The organism is Parapedobacter luteus, from assembly GCF_900168055.1.
Taxonomy (GTDB): Bacteria; Bacteroidota; Bacteroidia; order Sphingobacteriales; family Sphingobacteriaceae; genus Parapedobacter; species Parapedobacter luteus.
Map to the genome: position 1 here is coordinate 92,863 of NZ_FUYS01000005.1, position 22,414 is coordinate 115,276.

The window sequence follows — 22,414 nt, forward strand, 5'->3', positions numbered from 1 at the left end:
GTGGATTATTTTACCAGCGGCAGTATGCCGGCACTGGCCTTATTTGCTACCAACACCCGGTTTATATCGTGCAGGATGGTCACAACGCCCGCAGCCTCGTCGTGCTCAAAGTCGTCCATGCCCAACTGGCCGGGGATAAAGGACGGTATCGTGGCCCGCGTGTCCTGGGCGCTGACGTTGGGATTGTTCTGCTGCTCGATGGTTGATATCGGAAACCGGATGCCCAGATCGGTCATGCGCCGCCCCTCGGACATGAAGATCTCCTGCCGGAGCAGACACAGCAGGTACAGCAGCGCATCGGCATCACCGGCAGCGGCAATCTCCGCTTCCGTCACGGAGGTGCCCGATACGCGGTGCACGGTAATGTTGCCATCGCCCCGGCCCAGCACGAGGCCTTCCCGCAACGGGCCGCCCGGCGCAAACCGCACCTTGGTGGCGGCCGACAGGGGGTAGTCGCTGCGCGTACCCTTGCGCTCGGCATGGCGGCCATCGACAGACGCCACCGGCCGCGCCGACACGACCTCGCCGACTAACCGGGTCAGCAGCGCCTTCGCTCCGGGCAGGTCGCCATTGCCGATGGCGGCCTCCGCGGCGATGAGGAAGGCTTCCTCGCCTTTCAGCAAAGCTATCGGCTTCTGGTCGGCGCTGGCGTTGCCGACGTGAAAGTACTTGGGATCAAGAAAATCAAGCCTCGGCAGGGGCGCCAGCGTATTCGTGGAGCTGCTGAAGGTATAGGTCTGCATCAGGTTCGATGCGCCGTTGAGCCCGTCAAAGACGGCGTTGCGCAGCACCAGCGGATCGGCCGCAATGACCTCCTGTGCCAGCTGTGCCGCGCGCTGCCGGTCGCCCAGCCCATGGTAGGCCCGCGCCAGCGCGAGCGTATAGACCGTACGCCGGCCTGCATCGGCGGTCAGCGACAGGCCCTGCTGTAGGTAGCCGACCGCGTTTTCAAGGTGGGCCGTAGCCGGCAACACGGGGCCCGCTTCTACGGCCGGCAGCGAGGCAAACAGCTCACCGCTCAGCAGGCTGGCATAGGCCGCATAGAAGTACATCTCGGCCAGCTGTTCGCGGGTGCCGTCCGCGGCGGCGGGTACCACCCTTTCCACGCCGTAGACGGCCATGGCGCGCAGCCGGGCAAGCTCGCGCTGCACGTTGTCTATATCCAGGTCTTCGGGCAGCAACGTGGGGATGTCAAACACTTGGTTGGACAACGAGCTGTTGTTGTAATAATTGTCAGACACCATCTCGGCAAACACCACGGTCTGGTTGAGCGTCTGGGCAAGCTGCTTCTGCAAGCCGTTCAACCATACTTCGGCCGACTCGGGCGTGCCGAGGAATGTCTCGTCGGTAATATTGGGGTTTTCGAATTCCACCAGCGAGCACGACGAAACCGTCGCGGCAAGTGCTAGTGTTATCCATGTGAGGGTCGTTTTCATCGTATTTTTTTGAGGTGGTTACAAACTGAACTTGAGCGAAAGGAGAAACTGGCGGGCTGCCGAATGTGCGGCATAGTTGATGCCGCCGGTGGTTGCTGAGCCCTGCCCCTGCGCCCCGCCGGGCATTACGGCTTCGGGATCGGAGGCCGATGCGGTGAAATTCAGCGGATTTACGGCCGTAAAACCAATACTTGCATTGTTTATGCGGCGGAGAAGTGCTCCGGCCTTGAGGTTATACACCAGCCCGATGGTCCGCACCTTGATGAAATCGCTGCGCTCCACGAAGAGCTGCGAGTAATTCAGCCAATTCATGGACCCGTTCTGCTCGATTTCGGCCGCCGGAACGCCTGCGGTGGAAGCGCCGTAGTTGATGCGGAACTGCTTATCCCAGTTGTGGAGGTAGCCGCCATGCTGGTAGTCGGCGTTGGCAAACAACGAAAGCTGCCGGTAGCGGAGGTTGAAACCGAAACTTCCCGTGAGGGTGGGTATCGTAGACCCGAGGAAAGACAGCGGTATGGTCTCGACCATCAACCCGCTTTCGTCAAACACCCCGTAGTTGCCGGAGATGTACCCCACCGGATAGCCTTCGCGCACGACAATCTGCACCGTACGCGAGGTGAGCCCGTTGATGTTGAACGCCGGGGCACCGCCTGTGCTGGCGACGATGTTGTCTACCGTATTGGCCGACGCACGGACATTGAGCCCCCACTTTTCGCTGTCGACCACCTGCGCGTTGGCCGCAATTTCAAACCCCTTGTTTTCGATGCGGCCGATGTTGCGCAGCGAGCTGCCTACGCCTGACGAGGCGGCGGGTGGTACGTTGAAGAGTGCGTCGCGCGTTTCGTTGTTGAAATAGTTTGCCGAGAGCGAAAGCCGGTCGCGCAAGAAGCCCATATCCAGGCCAATCTCCAGGGCGTAGGTTTTCTCCGGCCGCAGGTCGGGATTGCCGGGATGGCCAAACGTGGCCGACTGGCCGCCGCCGAAACCGGAGAAGGCGATGGTGCGCTCATGCGCAAAGGGCGTGGGGAAATTGCCGGAAACGCCGTAGTTGGCCCGTATCTTCACCGTGTTGAGCACCTGTTGGCCCATGGCGGCGAAAAACGGTTCGGCACTCAGGATGTAAGACAGCCCCACCTTGGGGTAATACTGGATGCCCACGGACGAACCGAACGCGGAGTTGCCGTCGCCCCGCACACCGAAATCAATGAAATAGCGGTTGCGGTAGCCGATGTTTTCCTGCACGAACACCCCGTAGTTGGCCACCTCGGCATAAAACTCGTTGCTGGTACGGGTGGCCGCCTGGCCGATGGTCTGGGCGCCATCACGGATATCCTGGCCGATGTAGGCCACCTGGCGGTCTTCGGTGCGGAAGAGCTGGCCGCCCACCGTGGTGAGCAACGAAAAGTCGCCTACCTGCCAGTCATACTGGGCATTGAGGTCAAAGGTGAGCCCCAGGAAGCTGCGCATGAAGTTGGACAGCGACCCCGTGTTGTTCGAGCGGATGTGCCGGTTGTAGGCCATGGTCACGGCAGATCGCTCGCGCTGCTGGCGGAAGTCTACGCCGGCCGTGCCCTTGAGCACGATGCCCGATGGGGAGCGGTAGCTGACCGACTGCGAGGTCTGGAAACGATTGACCATGGAGCGGTTGTCTTGCAGCCGCTCGGCCGAGTCGACGAATGACTTATACACTGCAAAATCGGCATCGGACAGCTCGTCCAGCACGGGATTGAAACCCGGTCCGATGATTTTTGAAGCGCCGTCTTCTACAAACCAAAGCCCCGAGTACCCGCCCGAGTTGCCGTTGCGCACGCGCGACAGCCCCTGGTTGCTGTAAGAAAACGAACTCTCGTAGGTAAGCCCCTCCAGCAACTGGGCATTCATGCCCAGGCGGAAGTTGAATTTGCGCTGGTGGTTCTGATCGTGGATGAGCACCCCGTTGGCGTCGCTGAATGAACCGGCCAGGCTGTATCCGAAGCCCGCCGTGCTACCGTTGAGCCCGAGGGTATAGCGGTTGTAGAAGCTGTTTTGGTAGAGTACGTCTTTGGTGCGATCGAAATAATGGAAATCGGCCGTGGGGGTCTCCACGCCCATATCCGCCCCAACGGAGAAGGAGGCCCTGCCGGTGCCGTTTTTCTTGGTGAAAATCTGCAGTACGCCGTTTGCAGCGTCAGAACCGTACAGTGTGGTGGCGGCACCGCCGTTGATAAATTCGATACGCTCGATGTTTTCCACCGGCAGGTCGGACAGCGCGCTGGTAGAAGCTCCCTGCGAGATACCGCCAGAGAGGTTCATGCCCAGCGTGGGGGCGGTGTTGAGGTTGTCTACACGTACGCCATCCACGTAGATGATGGGCGTGGAGTTGGCAAATGCCGAGTTGAACCCACGGGTCTGGATGATGGATGTAGCGCCGCTCTGGCCGCCCGACAGCTTGATCATCGCATTGGGCAGCTGGCTTTGCAGCAGCTGGTCGATACGGGTGGCGGGCACATCCCGGATCTGGCGTTCGCTGACCACGGCGGCATTGGTAGAAAGGCGCCGCTTGGAGACGCTCAGTCCCTGCCCGGTGACGACGACCTCTTCCAGCCCAAGCAGGTCGGCCTCCAGCTGTACGTGCAGCGGCTGCTGGCGATCGCCTTCGACGGGCACTTCTTGGCTGCGGTACCCCACATGGCTAAACAGCAGCACCGGCTGCCGCTCACCCGCGGGCAAGGCAATGGAAAACACGCCGTTGGCATCGGTCTGCGCGGTCGCGGAGCTGCCCTTGGCTTTCACCGTAATGCCGGGAAGGGTGCGCCCGGTGTGCTTGTCGGTGACCTGCCCCCGTACGGGGCCCGGCTGCTGGGCTTCACCGCCGGGGCCTGCGGCCGCAGCTGCGGCCGGCTCGATAAGCACATACCTCGCAGACACCTGCCTGAACGATACGTTGCGCGGCCCGGTAATCATCGCCAGCACGTCGGCCACGCTGAGGTTGTTTGCCTGCACGGAGATTTTTTCGTCGCCGTCCAGCACGTCGCTGCTGTAGCCGATGATGAAGGGCGTTTTCTGTTCGATAAGCGATATGACTTCGTTTAAAGCCTTTTGCTTTACATGGATGGACAAGGTCACCTCGTTGAGCGTCTGCCCCGTAAGTGGGTTGGCCAGCAGCACCGCGGAGGACACCAACACCATGGCAAGTGTAAGTTTCATCCTGAATAAAATATTGGTATAACTTAAAGTTTTTTGCATTTTTGATTGTCTTTAGTGGATTCGCAATTTCATTAAAGTACATCTTCGAAAGATTCCGGGCGAGCGGCACTTCGCCCGGTTTTTTTTAGTTGGATTGTATCAGCAATTTACCTCCTTTCTCTTCAAAATTTGCATGGGTCATCTCGGCAAGCACGTCCATGATTTCCCGTAGATCTTCGTTGGCGAAATGTATCGTATACCGTGTATCATCGGTCAACCGCGGGTCGATGACGAGCGTGCGGTTGAAATGCCGGGCCAGCTTGTGGCCCAACTCAGGTAGGGTGAGCCTGTTGATATCGAGCTCGCCCGTTTGCCAGGCGCTGATGAGGCGGCTGTCTTCGGTCCGGATGGCTACCGAACCGTCGTCTTTCCGGAAGGTAAGGGTCTGGTTTTTGGAGATGCCCCCGGACAACAGCGAATCGGGTTTGCCGGCCGTGGCTTTCGACACCTCGACAAGCCCGCTTACCACGGCGACCTTCACTGTTTGATCTTCGGCATACCCCTCTACATTGAAGGACGTGCCCAGCACCCGCGTGGTAAGCATGCCTGACCGCACAGAAAAGGGGCTTTCCGGCATCCTGGCGACATCGAAGAATGCCTCGCCGGTAAGCGCCACATGCCGATGGCCGGCGTTGAAGTCTTGGGGCACTTCGAGCTGGCTGTGTACATTGAGCATCACCACGGTGCCGTCCGGCAGCGCGATCCGTTTGCGGTGTTCGGCACTGCTGAAAAGGCGCACGGCGGCGCTATGCTTGCCCTGCGGCTCGTGGCCACTCCGCAACAGCAGCGCGCCACCCCACAATACGGCAACCAGCAGCGATGCGGCAACCGCCCACCAGCGGTAGCGCCGGAAAACACCCGGCCGCGCAGGTAGCGTAGTCATCCCGCCTCCCTTGGCGCGCGGCCCCTCCGCCTCTTCTGCCTGCTGCGCCGCGGCCTGATCGACAAAAAGGTGGTACCAGGCATCCACCGCCCGGCGCTCGGCATCGCTGGCCTCGCCGGCTACGTAGCGCCGCAGCAGATCCCGGATCTGCTGGTCGTTTGGTTTGTTGTCTTCCATCGCCCTCTATATCTCGCAAGCGGGCGGGAAGTACTTTAAAGCAAGGTTAAACAATCGTTAAATAACTGGATAGCAAACCGGAGGAGGATCACGGCGGCCAAAACGCCCTCCTTATACCGGCGGATGGCGCTGCGCAGCTGGTACAGCGCGGCCGAAATGTTGTTCTTTATCGTCTGCTCGGAAAGCATGAGCTGGCGGGCGATTTCTTTGATGGAAAGGTTTTCTTCACGGCTCAGCTGGTAGGCTTGCCGCAGCCGGTTGGGCATCTGTGCAATTTCATGGCCGATGATAGCCTGCAACTCGGCGACCAGGTAATCCGTATCGACCTGCTCATGCGCCGCAATATCGAGGATCTCGCCGAGCATATCGCCATAGGGAATTTCAGATCTGCGCTTGGCATAGCAGTCAATGACGGTATATTTGGCAGCGGTATAAAGGTAACCCGCCAGGCTGCCCGAAGGGTCGGGGCCCACCTGATGCCTGTTTTGCCATAAGGAGAGAAAAATGTCCTGCACGTGGTCTTCGGCCTCCTGGCCGCTCCCCACCCGCTTGCGTATATAACCTACCAGCGCTGCGCGGTATTTTCCCATCAGCCGGCTGAATGCCTGATGATCGTCTTGCCGAATCAACGCCAGCAAATCGGCGTCTGTATGTCGCTCCATTACACCGGGCAAGGATACAGCAGCAACATCAAGCCGGCATTGACCTAAGATTAGCTTATTGTGAAGTTTTATACTGCCCACGTCAGGCGGCGACCGCCTGCGACGGCCCGTCCTCGCCGGCCGTGGGCAGGCAAGGCACTAACCGCAAAAGAGCTGCTCCACTTCAACACGTCCCATCAGTTCCTGCGCGGCCATAGCCGCCGATGCCGGATTCTGACCGGTGATGAAAATGCCGTCTGCCTCTACATGCGGCGTAAAGGGGATAATCGCGTGGGTAAACTGGGCACCGGAAGCTTTCAGCCGATCCGTGAGGCTAAACGGTATGTGGCGGTGCCGCTTCAACAGCGCTTCCTCGGTATCGGTAAAGGCGGTGATGCGCAGTCCGCTCAAGGCGTCCGGGCGAAGTTTGGCCAATGCAAACGTCGCGGCCACCCCGTGGCCCACCATCGCGACGGGGGTATTGTTTAGCAGACAGCTATACAGGATCTTACCCAGCCGGGCATCGTCTGCCATATCCCATAGGGCTCCGTGCCCGTCAGCGATATAGACCGCATCGTAAACCAACGAACCGACTTCGTCCAGGCTCCAGGTGTTTCCAAACTCCATCTTGGCCATCAAGTCGTCGTGATAGGTGGTTATACCCTCCGTTGTATAGTCGCTTTCTTCGCTTAATGGATCTACCGGCGGCTTACCCCCTTTGGGACTAGCAACCGTCACCTCAAACCCAGCCTTAATAAATTCGTAATAGGCATCGGCAAATGTGCTCAGCCATACGCCGGTCTGGTTTGTTCCGTCCGCCAGATCGGCGTGGGATGTCAGGATCATCAATAGCTTCTTCATATGCCTTTTTAACGACAAAACGGGTGCAGTGTTTTGGCAAAGGCAAAAGTTTTGGCGTTTTTTAACAATTCGATGAAGAAACGCTAACAGTGCCGAAAAAATGGCAGGAACCGACCGCCAGTTTTTCGGTTGGCCTGCCAAATGATACGTGGTCAATCTCCTCCTGCGTGTTTACACAATCACCTGTTCCAGACCCTTCAGGTATTGCTCATCCACCGAAGCACCAATACCTGCTGCGTCTGGCAAAGTCATCAGATAGCGGTCATAGGTTGCTCCCCCGATAACCGGATCTTCCAATAAGCCGAGGAGCGCACTGTCGAGATCAAAAAAGTGTATGCCGGAGCAAGCGTAAGCCAGATGCAGATTGGCTGTCACCGCCAGCCGGCTCTCGAGCATGCCACCGATCATGCAGGCTATTCGTTCTTGCTGGCAAACCTGATGTATCTTTAGCGCTTCGTGGATGCCGCCCGATTTCGCTAGCTTGATGTTGATGTAATCGCAGCTTCGGTTTCTGGCTAATTTTCTAGCGTCGCGGGCTGAATAACAGCTTTCGTCTGCCATGATTGGGATGGATACCGCCTGGCGCAAGGCGTATAACAATTCGTCATCCGAAGTATGCAACGGCTGCTCACAAAACTCAACCTCTATTGCCTCCATTGCTTGGAGGGCGAAAATCGCCTGCCGAAATGTCCAGCCTTGGTTTGCATCGATCCGGATCGCTATCTTTGGGCCTACTGCCTGCCGGATGGCGGCAATCTTTGCAACGTCCGTGTTGACATCGTTACCAACCTTGACCTTGATCGCCGTGGCACCCTGCGTAGCATACCGTCTGGCGGTAGCCACCATTGTGGCAAGCGGCCCTATCCCGATGGTTATGTCAGAGACTACTTGCCTTGCTTCACCGCCAAGGTAGCGGTAGAGTGGAAGCCCTGCATGCTTGGCCACTAAATCGAACAGCGCCATATCAAATGCGCTTTTCACCGTAGGGTTTTTTGCAGTATAGGCATCGAGCTCGGCAAGCCGCTCGGTAATATCCAGAGCATCCTTGCCCTTCCAAATGCGGGCAAAGGCCTGCGCCACGACGAAACAGGTATCCTGCGTCTCGCCAACAATAGCCGGAAACGCCGAGCACTCGCCGAAGCCTTCCATCCCCGTATCAGTAGCGATACGCACAAGTAGGTTTTGCGCATGATTCATCGTGCCGGTGGCTATGGTGAATGGTTCCATGCGGATGCTGAAGCGGTAGATCGTGATCGTGGTAATGTTCATGGCCGTAAATCGTATAGTAGATTATTAAATATTTAAACGGTGATTTTTGGAACGAGGCGATAGGCCTCATCGATCAGCTGGCTGAAAAAGGCAGACACGTCAAATCCGGCAGCACGTAGCTGCTTAGGGATAAAGCTACTGTCCGTCTGCCCCGGTATCGTGTTGATTTCCAAAAAGAAAAATCTTCCGGAAACGCGCTCCTGAATGAAATCAATCCGTACGACTCCATGGCAGTCTAGCGCACGGAACACAGCAGAAACCAGTGTACGGAGCTCATCCAGCGCGGGCCCCGCAATCCGGCCCGGCGTAATGTCTACGGGACTACTAGACCCATATTTGGCATCGAAATCGAAAAACTCCCGCTCGGAAATCACTTCGCTGGGCGGCAGTACCTCTACCGCGCCATCGCGCAGAAAGGCGCCTACTGAGTACTCCGTGCCTTCGATATATTCCTCGACTATAATCTGCCCCGAATAGTCTACATCAAATGCGGTATCGAGTGCCGCCCAAGCCTCCTCCTCGTTGGCTGCCTTGGCCGTGCCGATGCTGCTGCCACCGGTGTTGGGCTTGATAAATACCGGATAGCGCAGTCCTGCGCCGCGGAGCTCCTCCAAGGCGCTCGATCCGGCATTAATAATCACTGATCTGGCGATATGGAGCCCAGGAAGGTGCGAGACCGCAGCTTTGGTAAAGAACTTATTCATCGTAAGTGCGGCAGCCTGTTGCCTGCACGAGGTATAGGGAATTCCGGTTAGTTCGAGGTATCCCTGTATGCACCCGTTTTCGCCCGGCACACCGTGTATACAAATAAAGGCCACATCGAAATGAACGATCCCTTGGGGTAGTGCCAACGAAAAGTCATGCCGGTTTATGGCATGGCGCACCCCACCCTCGCTCTCATAATACCACCCCTCCGGAACGATGTAAATCAGGTATACCTCGAAGCGCTTGCGATCAAGCTTCTCGGCTACGTTGAGCGCGCTTTTGAAGGATATTCCGCGCTCTGGCGTGTATCCACCGGTTAATAAAGCTATTTTTTCTTTTTGCAAATCCATGCACAAAGTTACCGGACTGTTCGAGGTTCTCGCTATGCATTGGCTACCCACCTGTAAACATTTTTTATGCAAATAATGGCCACTGCTGGGCCGCTACGTGGTGGCGCATAATATTGGTTTAGTACCCCGTAACTATTGCATATCACGGCGCTGTGAGTTGCTTATTATTGCAACATGAATAACGCGATTTTCGAACAGGATGCTGTCGTCCTTGCCTTCCTCCTGATCATTCTTGCCGCCGTATTGTATACTGCCAATAGCCCGCTTCCGTTCTTCAGGAAATTCTACCAGGTCGTGCCGCCTATTCTACTTTGTTATTTTTTGCCGGGTATATTAAATACGGCAGGTGTTATCTCGGGCGACAATTCGGCCGTATACACCGTAGCGTCCCAATTTCTGCTGCCGGCCAGCCTCATCTTGCTCATCATGGGCGTAGACCTTAAAGAGATCTGGAAACTACGCAAAAAAGCAGGACTCATGTTTATTGCCGCCGCACTTGGGATAGTCATCGGCGGACCGCTGGCCGTCATCATCGGCAAGGCGCTGCTTCCCGGCGTCATTGTAGGGGGTGAAGGAGAGGACGCCTCCTGGCGGGGACTGGGCACCGTGGCGGCAAGCTGGACTGGCGGAAGCGCAAATATGGCGGCAATGTATGAGGTATTCAAGCCCAGTGCGCGCTTATATTCCGGCATGATTGCCTTGGATGTGCTGATATCGAACATCTGGCTAGCGACACTTTTGTACGGGGTACACAAAAAGAAAAAAATTAACCAATGGCTGCGCGCTGACGACGGGGATACAGCCGGACTGGAGCAACAATTTAAAAACACCAACACCGTTGAGCGGCGTATGGCGACCATGCCTGAGATGATGTTGATTTTGGCGGTAGGGCTCGGCGCAACCGGCTTGGCTCATCTATTGATTGGCAAAATCGTGCCCTGGATTAAGGCTGTTGCACCCCAACTAGCCAGGTTCAACCTCACCAACGAGTTCCTTTGGCTGATCATCCTGACCACGACATTTGGTGTTCTGCTGTCGTTTACCCGGGCGAGAAATTTGGAACGCATCGGATCTACTACAGTAGGCAACGTCTTCCTGTATATCCTGATTGCATCGATAGGCATGAAGATGAATATCCTCAACGTCTTTGACACGCCGGGGCTTATCGTCATCGGCTTTATCTGGATTGCCATCCATGCGGTCGTCATTTTTCTAGTGGCCCGAATGTTCAAAATCAGCTACTTTTTTCTTGCCGTGGCCAGCGAAGCCAGCGTCGGAGGCGTACCTACCGCATCGGCGGTGGCGGCGGGATTCAGTCCAGCACTGGTGCCGGTAGCTGTATTGCTTTCTGTAATGGGCTATGCGGTAGGAAACTATGCCGGATACATCTGTGGGATGTTGATGCAATGGGTCTGCTGAAACCCTTGTGTAATATTGAAAAAAAAGTACCTTTGTATCTGTAGCAGCCTCGTCCGACCCTGTGGATGCGGCTAACCAATTAATAGCTGTAGCGACTAAGTGGGAGCTAATGAAAGAGAAACATGCGTGTATTACATCAAATGACACCATATGAGCCTGAGGAGCATTCAATTGTCTTTCAGGACACGTACCCCGTGCCTTATCTCCACAACCACCGCGAAATGCAAATTATTTGGGTAAAACGTGGTACAGGTAACGCCGTAATCGGCAATCATGTGCAGCCTTTCAAACCTGGGGAGATTTACTTGGTCGGATCCAATCAGCCTCACCTGTTTGAGGCCTCCGACGGCAACCAGGAGTCCATTAATATGCTTTGCTTGTACATCGACCACCGGAGGGCATTTTCGGGCATCTCGAGCTACCTCCCCGAGTTGTCCGTCGTGTCTAATTTTTTGAAGGAAGCCGATGCAGGGCTCCAAGTGCCCGCAGCCTATGTAAAACTCGCTTCCCAAGCGATGACCCATAGCCATACCAAACTTGGACTTGACCGGTTCATGGCCTTTCTCCAACTGGTCAGATTATTCATTGAAATCAAAGCAAAGGTGGATTGGAAGCCCTTGTCGGCCGTCCTTAATGTGGAGTCGCCAACCGTATCGGATCGGCTGAATACCGTGTACCGCTATTCGCTGGAGCATTATATGGATCAAATTGCGCTGGAAGATGTCGCCAGACTTGCCTGCATGACTCCCAATGCATTCTGCTCATATTTTAAAAAATACACGCGCAAAACGTATTTTTCGTTTTTGAACGACCTTCGTATACGTAAAGCGTGCGAAAAATTACTAAGCGGAAACTACCCGACCATTGCATCAGTCGCTTATGATTGCGGTTTTATTAATACCATTACCTTTAATCGCGTATTTCGGCGCGCATTGGGCATGACACCGAGTGAATACATCCAAAAGTACGCGGTCAAAGGGAAAATCATCGAGGTTTTTTCCGAGCACGATTTTTATTGACCCATTTTTCTATATGCAAGTAGTGTAATACGGGTGCTTTTTTGACAAAAGCACCTTTTTTTTACTTCAGCCACCCCATTTTTTCACCGTTTTGCATCGCCAATGTAGGGCCTAGTTAATATTGGTTTATTGGTCAGTAATGGTGGTAAAATGAACTTTCATCAATTGGTTAATTTTGTGTTATCGTTTTTTGAGAACCGCATTGCGGGCACTCCTAATCGACTAAATACTGATTATGAAGAAAAAAAATTGGGCGGTAGCCCTCTGCTTCTTCTGGTTTCACATGGTGAATGCACAGACCGGATTGGAGCGATCGCTGGGACAGGCGTTTGACAAATTGCTGGCCTCCCGCGACGTTAAAGCGCCCGGTGCAGTCATCATTGCCAGCATGGCAGGCAAGCCGTTTTACGAAAAAGCCGTGGGGCTGGCCAGCCGCGAACTGGGCACACCACTCACTACCGATGCCGTTTTCGAAGCCGCATCCGTTTCCAAACAATTTACGGCAACAGCGGTGCTGAAATTAATCGAGTCGGGCCGTTTGACGCTGGAAGACGATATCCGGACTTATATACCCGAGCTTCCCGACTACGGTCAAACGATGACCATCAGGCACCTGCTCACGATGACCAGCGGCCTTCGCGACTGGCGCAATATAACCTACCTCATGGGAAGGCCAACCTACGAACACGTGTATACCCAAGACGAGGCGCTGGAGATCATTAGCGAACAACAGGGGCTCAACTTCCTGCCGGGCGAACAGTATTCTTATTCCAATAGCAATTATGACCTGCTGGCTATCCTCGTGTCACGCCTCGCGGATGATACCTTTATCGACTACGCAACCGAAAATGTATTGCGGCCGGTGCAATTTGAATACGCCCATTGGCGCGGCAACCCCTACACCATCGTGCCGAACAAGGCGCAGCCCTATGATAAGGCTGCAGGCAAATACGTATTGAGCCCGGTAGTGGAGAAAACCCACGGCGCAGCAGGCATGCTGGTGACGGCAAAAGACCTTATAAAATGGGCAGACTTCTGGGCGGTGGACGGATTTGGCAGCACGCTTAGCACAATGAGGACCCAACAGGGTGTGCTGAACAATGGCGACACCATCGCCTATAGCTGCGGCGGCGTATGGGTACGATCACTTAGCGGATACACCGAGGTGGCGCATTCGGGATTGTTAGGCGGCTTCCGCGCGTGGATTGCGCATTATCCGGCACTCGGCCTTTCGGTGGCGTACCTGACCAACGATAAGACGTTCGCGCTCTCGGAAGTACGTGGGTGTGTAGAAAAAGTTTTGCAGTCCCGAGAAACAGGCCACCCTGCACCGGCCAAACAACCGATATCGGCCAGCCTCATCCGACAGCTGGCCGGTCATTACAGAAATACAAAAGGCTTTCACGTAGCAGAACTTAAACAACAGGGCGAAGTGCTCAAGCTCGGTGCCGACACGATCTACAGCCTAACGGCGGATACCCTGCTAATTGGCGAAACGCGCTTTGTGATCAGGGATGACACGACCCTTGAGCAGGTCGGCCAAGACGAAACCATCGTCTATAAAAAATGTGCCTTCCCCGCCAATCTCTCCAATAGGCTGACCGACTTCTCGGGCACCTACACCTGCTTAGATATCGATTTGGCGCTGGAGTTTGTGGTTGAAGCCGGTAAACTTAAGGTTTACCGCAAGCCGTATGACGGCACCGTTCTATACCCTGCTTACGAAGACGGTGGCGAAGTGGGCTTTTATGGGTTTTTAACGGGGCTGAAGACCGTCTTTCGATTCAGTAAAGACCAATATGGCCAACGGGTACTATACGTGAGTATACCGAGGGCCGAAAACTTTAGATTTGCGTATCAAATGGCGGAAAACCGCTAGCGCCATAACGGAAATAACAAGTAAAACAGATGAAGATAAGCAAACGAATCAGGGAGACCTGCTCCCTTGGCATGCTATTGCTATGCCTAATCATGACCTGGAGTGTATTCCTGCCTGACCCGGTAAACGCGCAGCAGACCGTGACTGGTACGGTGGTCAGCAACGTGGACGGCGCCCCCCTCCCTGGTGTAACGGTATCCCTCAAGCAGGGTATCGCCAACAGCATCACTGACGACAATGGCTACTTCCGGATATCGGTGCCGGATGGCAGCGCGGTGATTGTCTTTGCCTACCTGGGCTATGACAGTCAGGAAGTACCCGTGCAAAACCGGCAGTCACTGCAAGTAAGGCTCCAGCAGAGCGAACACCTGATCGACGAAGTACAGATAACGGTACCCTACGGTAATCAGACGCGCCGTTCGTTTACCGGATCAGCCACTACCGTGCGAGGGGAAGATCTAGCCGACAGGCCTCGCACGTCATTCCAAACATCGTTGCAGGGCAACGTGGCTGGCCTCCAGGTCATGGAGTCAACAGGCCAGCCAGGTGCCGCTCCTACGGTACGCCTACGCGGAATTACCTCTTTCGATGCCAACAACGCGCCGCTATATGTGGTAGACGGCGTGCCGATGCTTACGCAAAACGTATCGGGGCTGGCTTTCTCATCCAATTCCGGAGCAGGCATTAACCCCAATGACATTGAATCGGTGACAGTGCTCAAAGACGCCTCCGCGACGTCAATCTACGGTTCGCAAGCAGCTAATGGCGTGATCATGATCACAACCAAAAATGGCAAGGCGGGACGTACGGACATCAACTTCTCGGCCAACTATGGTATCAACCGGATATCCACCGGCGAGCGCAATAAGCCGTTGAGTACCAGCGAAATGACCGAACTGCTCGTAGAGGGCGTAATCAACAGCGAAATCAATGACGCGCTGCGCGCCATCACCACGCCCGAAGCCGCATACGAATACCTGCTGAATCAGGGATTGAACCCAAACATTAATACAGATTGGTATGATGTGATTGTCCAGACGGGTCAATACCAGCAATATAACCTCTCGGCGTCAGGTGGTACAGAAAAAACCCGGTTTTTCCTGTCGGGCAACTACTATACGCAGGATGCCGTCACCAAAGGGCAGGGATTTGAGCGGAAAACCGGTCGCCTGAATATCCAGCATCAGGCAAATGAACGCTTATCGTTCAATGGCCGGATTTCGGCCGCTGCACAAAAGTTGAATACCATCCCCGGCGCCGGCACCGGCCAAAACCCCATGCGCTCGCTGAACCGGCTCGTGCCCTGGCTGGCCCCATACGATGAAAATGGTGGGTATAACATGTCCATCACCCACAATCCCGAACTAGTCCGCCTTGAAAACCGCTATGAAACGAATATTTACCAGGCTGTGGGCAACGTGAGTGCAGAATATAAGCTGTTAAAGTCGCTCGCAATAGAATCCCGGGCGGGTATCGATTTCAGCTTCTCCGATGACTTTCGCTACTGGAGCCCGCTATCGCGCGACGGCATGGGCTCAAACGGACGCGGCATGCAGTATGATCGTACCTGGAACAACTGGACGGTGACCAACCTGCTTAAGTTCAATGAGCACTTCAGCGACTGGGGCATCAACGTGACACTAGGGCAGGAGGCCAGCAGACGTAACCTAAAAAGTGTGAGCACCCAAGCCAATAACTATGTCGCCGAAGACCTGTACACCTTAGCCAACACATCAGAACCCTACATCGCCTGGAGCTCGGAATCGCATGCCAGTCTGGCAAGCTATTTCTTGATCGGTAACTTTGACTATGCCGAAAAATATTACCTCAACGCTTCCGTGCGGCGGGACGGCTCCTCCCGGTTTGGCCAAGATGTCCGCTACGGTAATTTCTGGTCGATCGGCCTTGCGTGGAATCTGCACAAGGAGGGTTTCCTGCAAGGTATCGACGTGATCAACCAGCTGAAATTGCGCGCGAGCATCGGCACAAGCGGCAACCAGCTGGGCGACTACTACGGCGCGCTGGGTTATTACTCGACCAACCAAAATTACCTCAACCTTCCGGGGTTTGCCATCGGTCAAATAGAAAGCGGCTCACTACGCTGGGAACGCAACCGCCCGCTGGACGTCGGCCTGGAGTTTGCCTTGTTCAACAACCGGCTGGATGGTGCGGTAGATTGGTATAGTCGGCAGACTTCAGACCTGATCCAAGACATGCCTATATCGCATACCAACGGCGTGACCAGCCTCAACTACAATGTGGGCGGCATGAAAAACTATGGCGTCGAGATTGCGCTGAATTCGCGCAACATCGTCAGCAAGGACGGGCAAGGGTTTGCATGGTCTACCAATTTCAATATCACGACGCAGCACAATAAGGTCACCGCTTATCAAGACGGCCGAAGGGTCGAAGGTCGGTTTCTGCGTGAGGTGGGTGGCGATTTTTATCAATTTTACCTCCGAGAATATGCTGGCGTAAACCCCCAAACCGGAGAAGCCCTGTGGTATACCAACAGTAGTCGCGACGCAACCACAACGGCCTACAACGAGGCCGCACCTTACAAGCTCGAAGGAAAAAGTGCCCTCGCAGACTTTTTCGGTGGTATCACCAATACGTTCTCCTACAAAGGAGTGTCCCTCTCAGCCCTCGTGTATTTCAACTGGGGCGGGTCCGTCTACGACGTCTGGGGTCAATATACGCAGTCTGATGGGTCGGCAAGACTCAGTGAGACCGGCGCCATTTCGCGAAAAGCTTACGAAAACCGGTGGCAACAGCCGGGAGACGATGCCGCCTATCCCAAAATCGTGTACGGCGGTAGCCAGTCAGGGCTTACTGGCCAGGAATCTACACGTTTCCTCTATGATGGAAGCTACATTCGCCTACGCGATGTCACGCTGAGCTATCAGCTTCCTGCGGATCAGCTCCGGCTGCCCTTCCGCAGCACCACGGTCTATGTCCGCGGTAACAACTTGTATACGTACGTCAAAGATGATCTGCTGCCCTTCGATCCAGAGACGGATATTTCCGGATTGCTGGATCAAAACCTTCCGATAGCGCGGCAATTTGTATTCGGCATCAATGTAAGATTTTAAATCATGCAGCGCCATTCAACTAAAATAATCATGCATCACAACCCCAACATGACCATGCCTAAACCATTCTGGAACTCCCTCGTGCTGAGCTGCTGCCTGCTGCTTGGTTGCGGCGACAGCTTCCTGGACGAACAGAACCCCCAATCGGTGGGATTTGACCACATCAAAGACGTTGAGTCACTTACGGCGGCTACCACAGGTGTATATAGCAATTTCAACGCGGTCAACTATTATGGCCGTACGTTTATCGTCACACCTGAGCTCATCGGAGACAACACCTTCATTAGCTTCAGGAACGGCGGGCGGTATCTCAATCACGACCGGTTTGCTGTAACCAACGGCGACGGGGCGGTCACGGGCGCATGGACCGCGATGTACCGCGTGGTAGCCAACGCCAACTTGGCACTCTCCGCAGCGGAAGCTATCGACTGGCCTGTGGGCCAACAGCAAGAGGCTAATCAACTGGTGGGCGAGCTGCTCGCTTGCCGGGCATTGGCCTACTTTGACCTGCAACGCTTTTTCGCTCAGCCGTATAACTTCACCGCCGATGCCGCCCACCCGGGCGTGCCATTGGTAACAGGGCACAGTAGCGATATCATCTCACCGTCAAGGGCCACCACAGCTGAAGTGTACCAGCAGATTGTGGCCGACTTGCTTCGAGCCGAGCAGCTCCTGCAGCCCCAAGTGAAAGACGGCTATTTCGGCAGGTATGCCGCACAGGCGCTGCTCGCCAAAGTGTACCTCTACATGGAAGATTGGCAGAATGCCGAAAAGTATGCGACATTGGTCATCGAGCAGGCCCCCTATTCGCTACTGACACGCGATGTTTACGTGGGCAGCTGGGCCGAGAAGTTCAGCAGTGAGTCTATCTTGGAAATCGGATTTACTGAAACCAGCAATAATGGAGCAAACAGCATCGGCTACCTTACCGAACAGGCAGCGTATGGCGAATTGCTGGCCACGAAAGACCTCTATGACAGCTATGCCGAGGGCGATGTACGCAAGACCCTCTTTGAGCCGGGAGACCGTGTAGGCGGTGAATCTGACACCTATTTTATCCGCAAGTACCCGCGCGGTGCCACGACTCGCGATGACAATGCCAAGGTCTTGCGGCTTTCTGAAATATACTTGATCCGGGCCGAAGCCCGCGCCGAAATGGGTAAAACCGATGCTTCGAAAAATCCCGGGGCACAAGAGGACCTGATGACCATCATACACCGCGCCAATCCCGATGCTTCTGAAGTCTCTGCCGTGGGCGATGCATTGGTATTGCTAATACTTGACGAACGGCGTAGAGAACTAGCTGTCGAAGGCAACCGCTTGTTTGATCTGAACCGCAAGAAACAGCCACTCGTGCACCGCGGACACGATGCAGCCACGGAGTATACGTACCCGAACAACCGGTTTATCATGCCGATACCGTATAGCGAGATCAACGCAAATCCCAATGTGGAACAGAATCCGGGGTGGAACTGACATTCTTGATTGGCCAAATACTATGGATATGACAACAACACATCTCAAACAAGGCGTTATCCGAATAAACTGGTGGGCGATTACCTGCCTGATCTGCTGGTTCATGGCAACCTCGTGCCAGAAAAACGAAATGGAGCCAGCGCTTCCCGTGATTGGTGGCGAGGAAACGTCGATGACGACCGCTTCCCTTTCGGCCATCGATGATAGCGTGGCCAACTTTATGACCCGGTTTGACATCCCCGGGGCTAGCGTAGCCATTACCAAAAATGGTAAGCTCGTATATGCAAAGGGCTATGGATATGCCGATCAGGCTACGTCAACGTTAGTAGACACCAGCAGCCTGTTTCGCATTGCAAGCTTGTCTAAATTCGTCACAGCTGTGGGAATCATGACGCTGATTGAAGATGGACTGCTGGATATGGACGATACGGTCTTCGGCAGTAGCGGTGTACTTGAAAATGATTTTTTCTCCGGCACCTATCCGGCCTATGTAGCGGATATTACCATAAAAAATCTCTTGCACCACGAATGCGGCGGCTGGGGCAATTCTAGCGCCGACCCCGCCTTTGCCCAGCCCACGCTCGACGTGGACCAGCTGATATCTTGGGCGATTGCCAACAGACCGCTCATCACGCAGCCAGGTACCCAGCATGACTACTCTAACCTCGGCTTCCAGATACTGGGGCGTATTATCGAAAAAGTAAGCGGAGAGGATTACGTCGACTACATACAGGACCACGTACTCACGCCCGCGGGAATCACCAATATGCAGATAGGCGGCACCAAGTTGGCCGAGAAAAAGCCCAATGAGGTGACGTACTATGGGCAAAGCGGCCAAAACCCCTATGGCTACGCCAACGGAGTGATTAGTAGGCTGGACGCCGCCGGCGGATGGATTGCCTCTGCAATAGACCTGATGCGGCTGATGGTACATGTAGACGGTTTCAGCACGGTGCCCGACTTTTTGAGCCCGGCAACGATAACGCTGATGGCTACACCGTCACCAAACTCTAGTTATGCATGCGGCATCCGCATCAGCGCGGGCGCCCAAAACTGGTTCCATGGCGGTTCACTGTCCGGTACACGAACCTGGATGGTCCGCGCTACCAATGGGTATAGCTGGGCAATATTGCTAAATTCAAGGAGTACGCATGCCGACTTTAGCACGCATCTGGACAGGCGCCTGGTATGGCCCGCGATAAACAACCCCAGTACGCCCTGGCCTACGGTTGATTTGTTTTGATGTATAGCAAATTTGAATGATGCTGATTGACCTGCACAACGATGCCATACCACGGCTAATCATGGACGGCCACGCCGACCTTAGCGTGCGGAATAGTCGTGGAGCGACCGATTTGGTGCGGCTGCGCGAAGGCGGCGTACAGGCGCAGACCTTCGTCATGTTTTGCGATGGCCGCTACCGCGGCGCTCAGGCTCATGCCTATGCGATGGCAATGATGGACCGCTTCGACCAACTGATGGACCGTGCTCCTCAACTTGTCAAACAGGCTCACCGCGCAGCGGAGATCCCAGCCATCGTCGCCACAGGAAAAATCGCAGCACTGCTGGCCGTGGAAGGAGGTCATATGATAGCCGATAGCTTAGAAAACCTTGAAACGTTTTGCCAACGCGGAATGGTGTACCTCACCCTCACCTGGAACAACAGCACAGCTTGGGCTACCTCTGCCCGCGATGAGGTAATGGGTAATATACCAAGGGACAAAAAGGGCCTCAGTGCCTTGGGCGTAGACATCGTGACACGGATGAACGAACTTGGCGCGGTGGCCGACCTTTCACACGCCGGAGAACAGACGTTCTATGATGTGATCCGTACAACCCGAAAACCCGTAATGGCCAGCCACAGCAATGCCTACAGCCTGGCACCCCACTACCGCAACCTGAAGGACGAACAGTTGGCAGCACTGCGTGAAAACAGCGGCCTGGTGGGCATCAATTTTTATGCGGGCTTTGTGGATACTGCCTATCATACGCGGTTCGCCGCACTCATACAGGCGCATCAAGACCTCGCCGATTCGCTGGGGAGCGAACGGTTACGCCAAGGCAATGTAGACGCCCGGACCGCTTTTCTGGAAGCACTACCGCCCAATGAAACACAAAACCTGCTCCCGGACCTCGACCGCCTGATTGACCACGTCGACCACATCGTGGCGATAGCGGGCATAGACCATGTCGGCATTGGAAGCGATTTCGATGGCGCGGAAGCCTACCCCAAAGGCCTTCATGACGTAACGGCTTACCCGATCCTACTGGCACGGCTGAAGGCCCGTGGATATACCGCCGAAATGTTGGCCAAGCTTACTGGAACAAATACGCTCCGCGTGCTTTCAGGTAAATCGCACTTAATAGATGAACAATAATTGGAAAACCATGAAAGGAAGACATTTAGGTTATACCGTGTGGCTGCTGTGCTGCTTGCTTGCACTGCCACGACTTGAATTAAAAGGACAACCCGGGCTGGGGTTTGATGAATATGTGGCAAAGGTGCTCGATGGATTTCAGGTACCCGGCATGGCCATTGCCGTGGTGAAGGATGGCCGGACGGTCCTGTCAACGGGTTACGGCGTCAAGACGCTGGGCTCCACAGATGCTGTAGATGCCCATACCTTGTTTCCGATAGCCTCCAATACAAAAGCGTTTACCGCCACTGCGCTGGCGCTGCTCGTCGAAGAGGGGACAATCCGGTGGGATGAACCTGTCATTCGCTACATGCCGTGGTTTCGCATGGCCGATCCATGGGTTACAGAGGCGCTCACCGTGCGCGATTTGCTGGTACATCGTAGCGGTATAGCGCCTTACGCAGGCGACCTCCTGCAATTCCCGCCATCGACCTACAGCCGGAAGGAAGTCGTAGAAAAACTGCGGTATCTCCCGTTGACAACGAGTTTCAGGAGTACTTATGCCTACGACAACGTGTTGTACCTTGCAGCGGGCCAATTGATCGAGGAGGTCTCCGGCATGACATGGGAGCAGTTTGTACAGACGCGCATCCTTAACGTGGTCGGCATGACGGAGTCGATCCCTTATATCGCTGCCTTTGATAGCCTGGAAAATGTGGCGACTTCGCATATCCCAATAGACGGCACGGTGAAACCATTATACACGTTTTCGCGCCAATCCATTGCCAACCTGACAAACCCGGCTGGCGGTATGCTCTCAAATGCGACCGATATGGCCCGGTGGCTGACGACCCAGCTGGACTCGGGCAAGACGCCCAGGGGCGAACGGTTGTTCAGCCCAAAAACCGCGCGGGAGCTTTGGACGGGCGTAACGCCTATGCCTATACCGCAGGCGCCGGAATGGCTTGCGCCTGCACAGCAGGATTTCACCAGTTATGCGCTGGGTTTCCGCACATTTACCTACCGGGGCATCAAAGCCGTGTCACACGGCGGCGCACTGGATGGATTTGTGTCCCACGTGATTTTTTTCCCTTCACTGGACCTCGGCATCGCTGTGCTCACAAACCAGCAATGCACAAATGCTTACCAAGCGGTAATCAACCGCATTGTGGATGACTACATCGATAGTCCGCCCTTTGACTGGCTTTCGGCATACCTTCGGGCCGAAAAACAACGCCTGCAACGATTGGATGAACTGGACAGCGAAACGGCAACAAAAAGGGCCACCGGTACATCTCCATCGCTGGATCTTGGGCAGTATACTGGGAAATACCGTGACGATTGGTATGGAGATATTTCCATCGCAAATACAGATAGCGGCCTGCGAATCCGCTTCGAACACTCGCCGCTGCTGACAGGCAGGCTTGAACATTGGCAGTACGATACGTTTGTCGCCATATGGGATACGCCCGAGCTGCGCGCAGATGCGTTTGTGACGTTTATGCTGGATCACCAGGGAAAAGTGGCCCGAATAACGATGACGGCCGTGTCTGCCCGCACGGACGTCAGCTTTGACTTTCACGATCTCGACATCCGGCCGGTCCCGGCCCCGAAGACTGATTGAT

At 55.0% G+C, this 22,414-nt stretch carries 15 protein-coding genes; 8 read left to right on the top strand and 7 right to left on the bottom strand.

Annotated features, from left to right (window positions below; all coding sequences use genetic code 11):
* Positions 1-5 precede the first annotated feature (5 nt).
* From B5X72_RS11540 to B5X72_RS11570, 7 genes are all read right to left on the bottom strand, one after another.
* Positions 6-1,436 carry a hypothetical protein gene (locus B5X72_RS11540; RefSeq protein WP_079717061.1) on the bottom strand — a complete coding sequence of 477 codons (1,431 nt, stop codon included), beginning with the start codon at positions 1,434-1,436 and terminating at the stop codon, positions 6-8.
* Positions 1,437-1,454: 18 nt separating this feature from the next.
* The gene (locus B5X72_RS11545; protein WP_079717253.1) at positions 1,455-4,622 is read right to left on the bottom strand and encodes a TonB-dependent receptor domain-containing protein; all 3,168 of its coding nucleotides are present in this window, start codon (positions 4,620-4,622) and stop codon (positions 1,455-1,457) included.
* Positions 4,623-4,746: 124 nt separating this feature from the next.
* Positions 4,747-5,721, bottom strand: a complete 975-nt coding sequence (locus tag B5X72_RS11550; RefSeq protein WP_079717062.1) for a FecR family protein — start codon at positions 5,719-5,721, stop codon at positions 4,747-4,749.
* A 35-nt stretch (positions 5,722-5,756) separates the two neighbouring features.
* Positions 5,757-6,383: an RNA polymerase sigma factor gene (locus tag B5X72_RS11555; RefSeq protein WP_079717063.1), complete on the bottom strand. Its 627-nt coding sequence runs from the start codon at positions 6,381-6,383 to the stop codon at positions 5,757-5,759.
* A gap of 138 nt (positions 6,384-6,521) precedes the next feature.
* Positions 6,522-7,223, bottom strand: coding sequence for a type 1 glutamine amidotransferase domain-containing protein (locus B5X72_RS11560; protein ID WP_079717064.1), 702 nt, complete (start codon positions 7,221-7,223; stop codon positions 6,522-6,524).
* Positions 7,224-7,394: 171 nt separating this feature from the next.
* Complete coding sequence (locus tag B5X72_RS11565) at positions 7,395-8,492, bottom strand: mandelate racemase/muconate lactonizing enzyme family protein (protein ID WP_079717065.1); 1,098 nt, start codon at positions 8,490-8,492, stop codon at positions 7,395-7,397.
* A gap of 32 nt (positions 8,493-8,524) precedes the next feature.
* Complete coding sequence (locus B5X72_RS11570; protein ID WP_079717066.1) at positions 8,525-9,547, bottom strand: D-alanine--D-alanine ligase family protein; 1,023 nt, start codon at positions 9,545-9,547, stop codon at positions 8,525-8,527.
* A 174-nt stretch (positions 9,548-9,721) separates the two neighbouring features.
* Here B5X72_RS11570 and B5X72_RS11575 point away from each other — a divergent pair, with 174 nt between their 5' ends.
* The 8 genes from B5X72_RS11575 (at position 9,722) to B5X72_RS11610 (ending at position 22,413) form a co-directional block, all read left to right on the top strand.
* On the top strand, positions 9,722-10,966 hold the full coding sequence (locus B5X72_RS11575) for a DUF819 family protein (RefSeq protein WP_079717067.1): 1,245 nt from the start codon (positions 9,722-9,724) through the stop codon (positions 10,964-10,966).
* 122 nt (positions 10,967-11,088) lie between these two features.
* Complete coding sequence (locus B5X72_RS11580) at positions 11,089-11,985, top strand: helix-turn-helix transcriptional regulator (protein ID WP_079717068.1); 897 nt, start codon at positions 11,089-11,091, stop codon at positions 11,983-11,985.
* Positions 11,986-12,220: 235 nt separating this feature from the next.
* Positions 12,221-13,864, top strand: a complete 1,644-nt coding sequence (locus tag B5X72_RS11585) for a serine hydrolase domain-containing protein (RefSeq protein ID WP_079717069.1) — start codon at positions 12,221-12,223, stop codon at positions 13,862-13,864.
* A 29-nt stretch (positions 13,865-13,893) separates the two neighbouring features.
* Positions 13,894-16,956 (top strand): SusC/RagA family TonB-linked outer membrane protein, encoded by a 3,063-nt coding sequence (locus tag B5X72_RS11590; protein WP_079717070.1) that lies wholly within the window; start codon positions 13,894-13,896, stop codon positions 16,954-16,956.
* Positions 16,957-16,986: 30 nt separating this feature from the next.
* Positions 16,987-18,432 carry a RagB/SusD family nutrient uptake outer membrane protein gene (locus B5X72_RS11595; RefSeq protein WP_176146182.1) on the top strand — a complete coding sequence of 482 codons (1,446 nt, stop codon included), beginning with the start codon at positions 16,987-16,989 and terminating at the stop codon, positions 18,430-18,432.
* 28 nt (positions 18,433-18,460) lie between these two features.
* Positions 18,461-19,675, top strand: coding sequence for a serine hydrolase domain-containing protein (locus B5X72_RS11600; RefSeq protein ID WP_176146183.1), 1,215 nt, complete (start codon positions 18,461-18,463; stop codon positions 19,673-19,675).
* A 16-nt stretch (positions 19,676-19,691) separates the two neighbouring features.
* The gene (locus B5X72_RS11605; RefSeq protein WP_079717073.1) at positions 19,692-20,810 is read left to right on the top strand and encodes a dipeptidase; all 1,119 of its coding nucleotides are present in this window, start codon (positions 19,692-19,694) and stop codon (positions 20,808-20,810) included.
* A gap of 10 nt (positions 20,811-20,820) precedes the next feature.
* Positions 20,821-22,413, top strand: a complete 1,593-nt coding sequence (locus B5X72_RS11610; RefSeq protein ID WP_176146184.1) for a serine hydrolase — start codon at positions 20,821-20,823, stop codon at positions 22,411-22,413.
* Position 22,414: the final 1 nt, after the last annotated feature.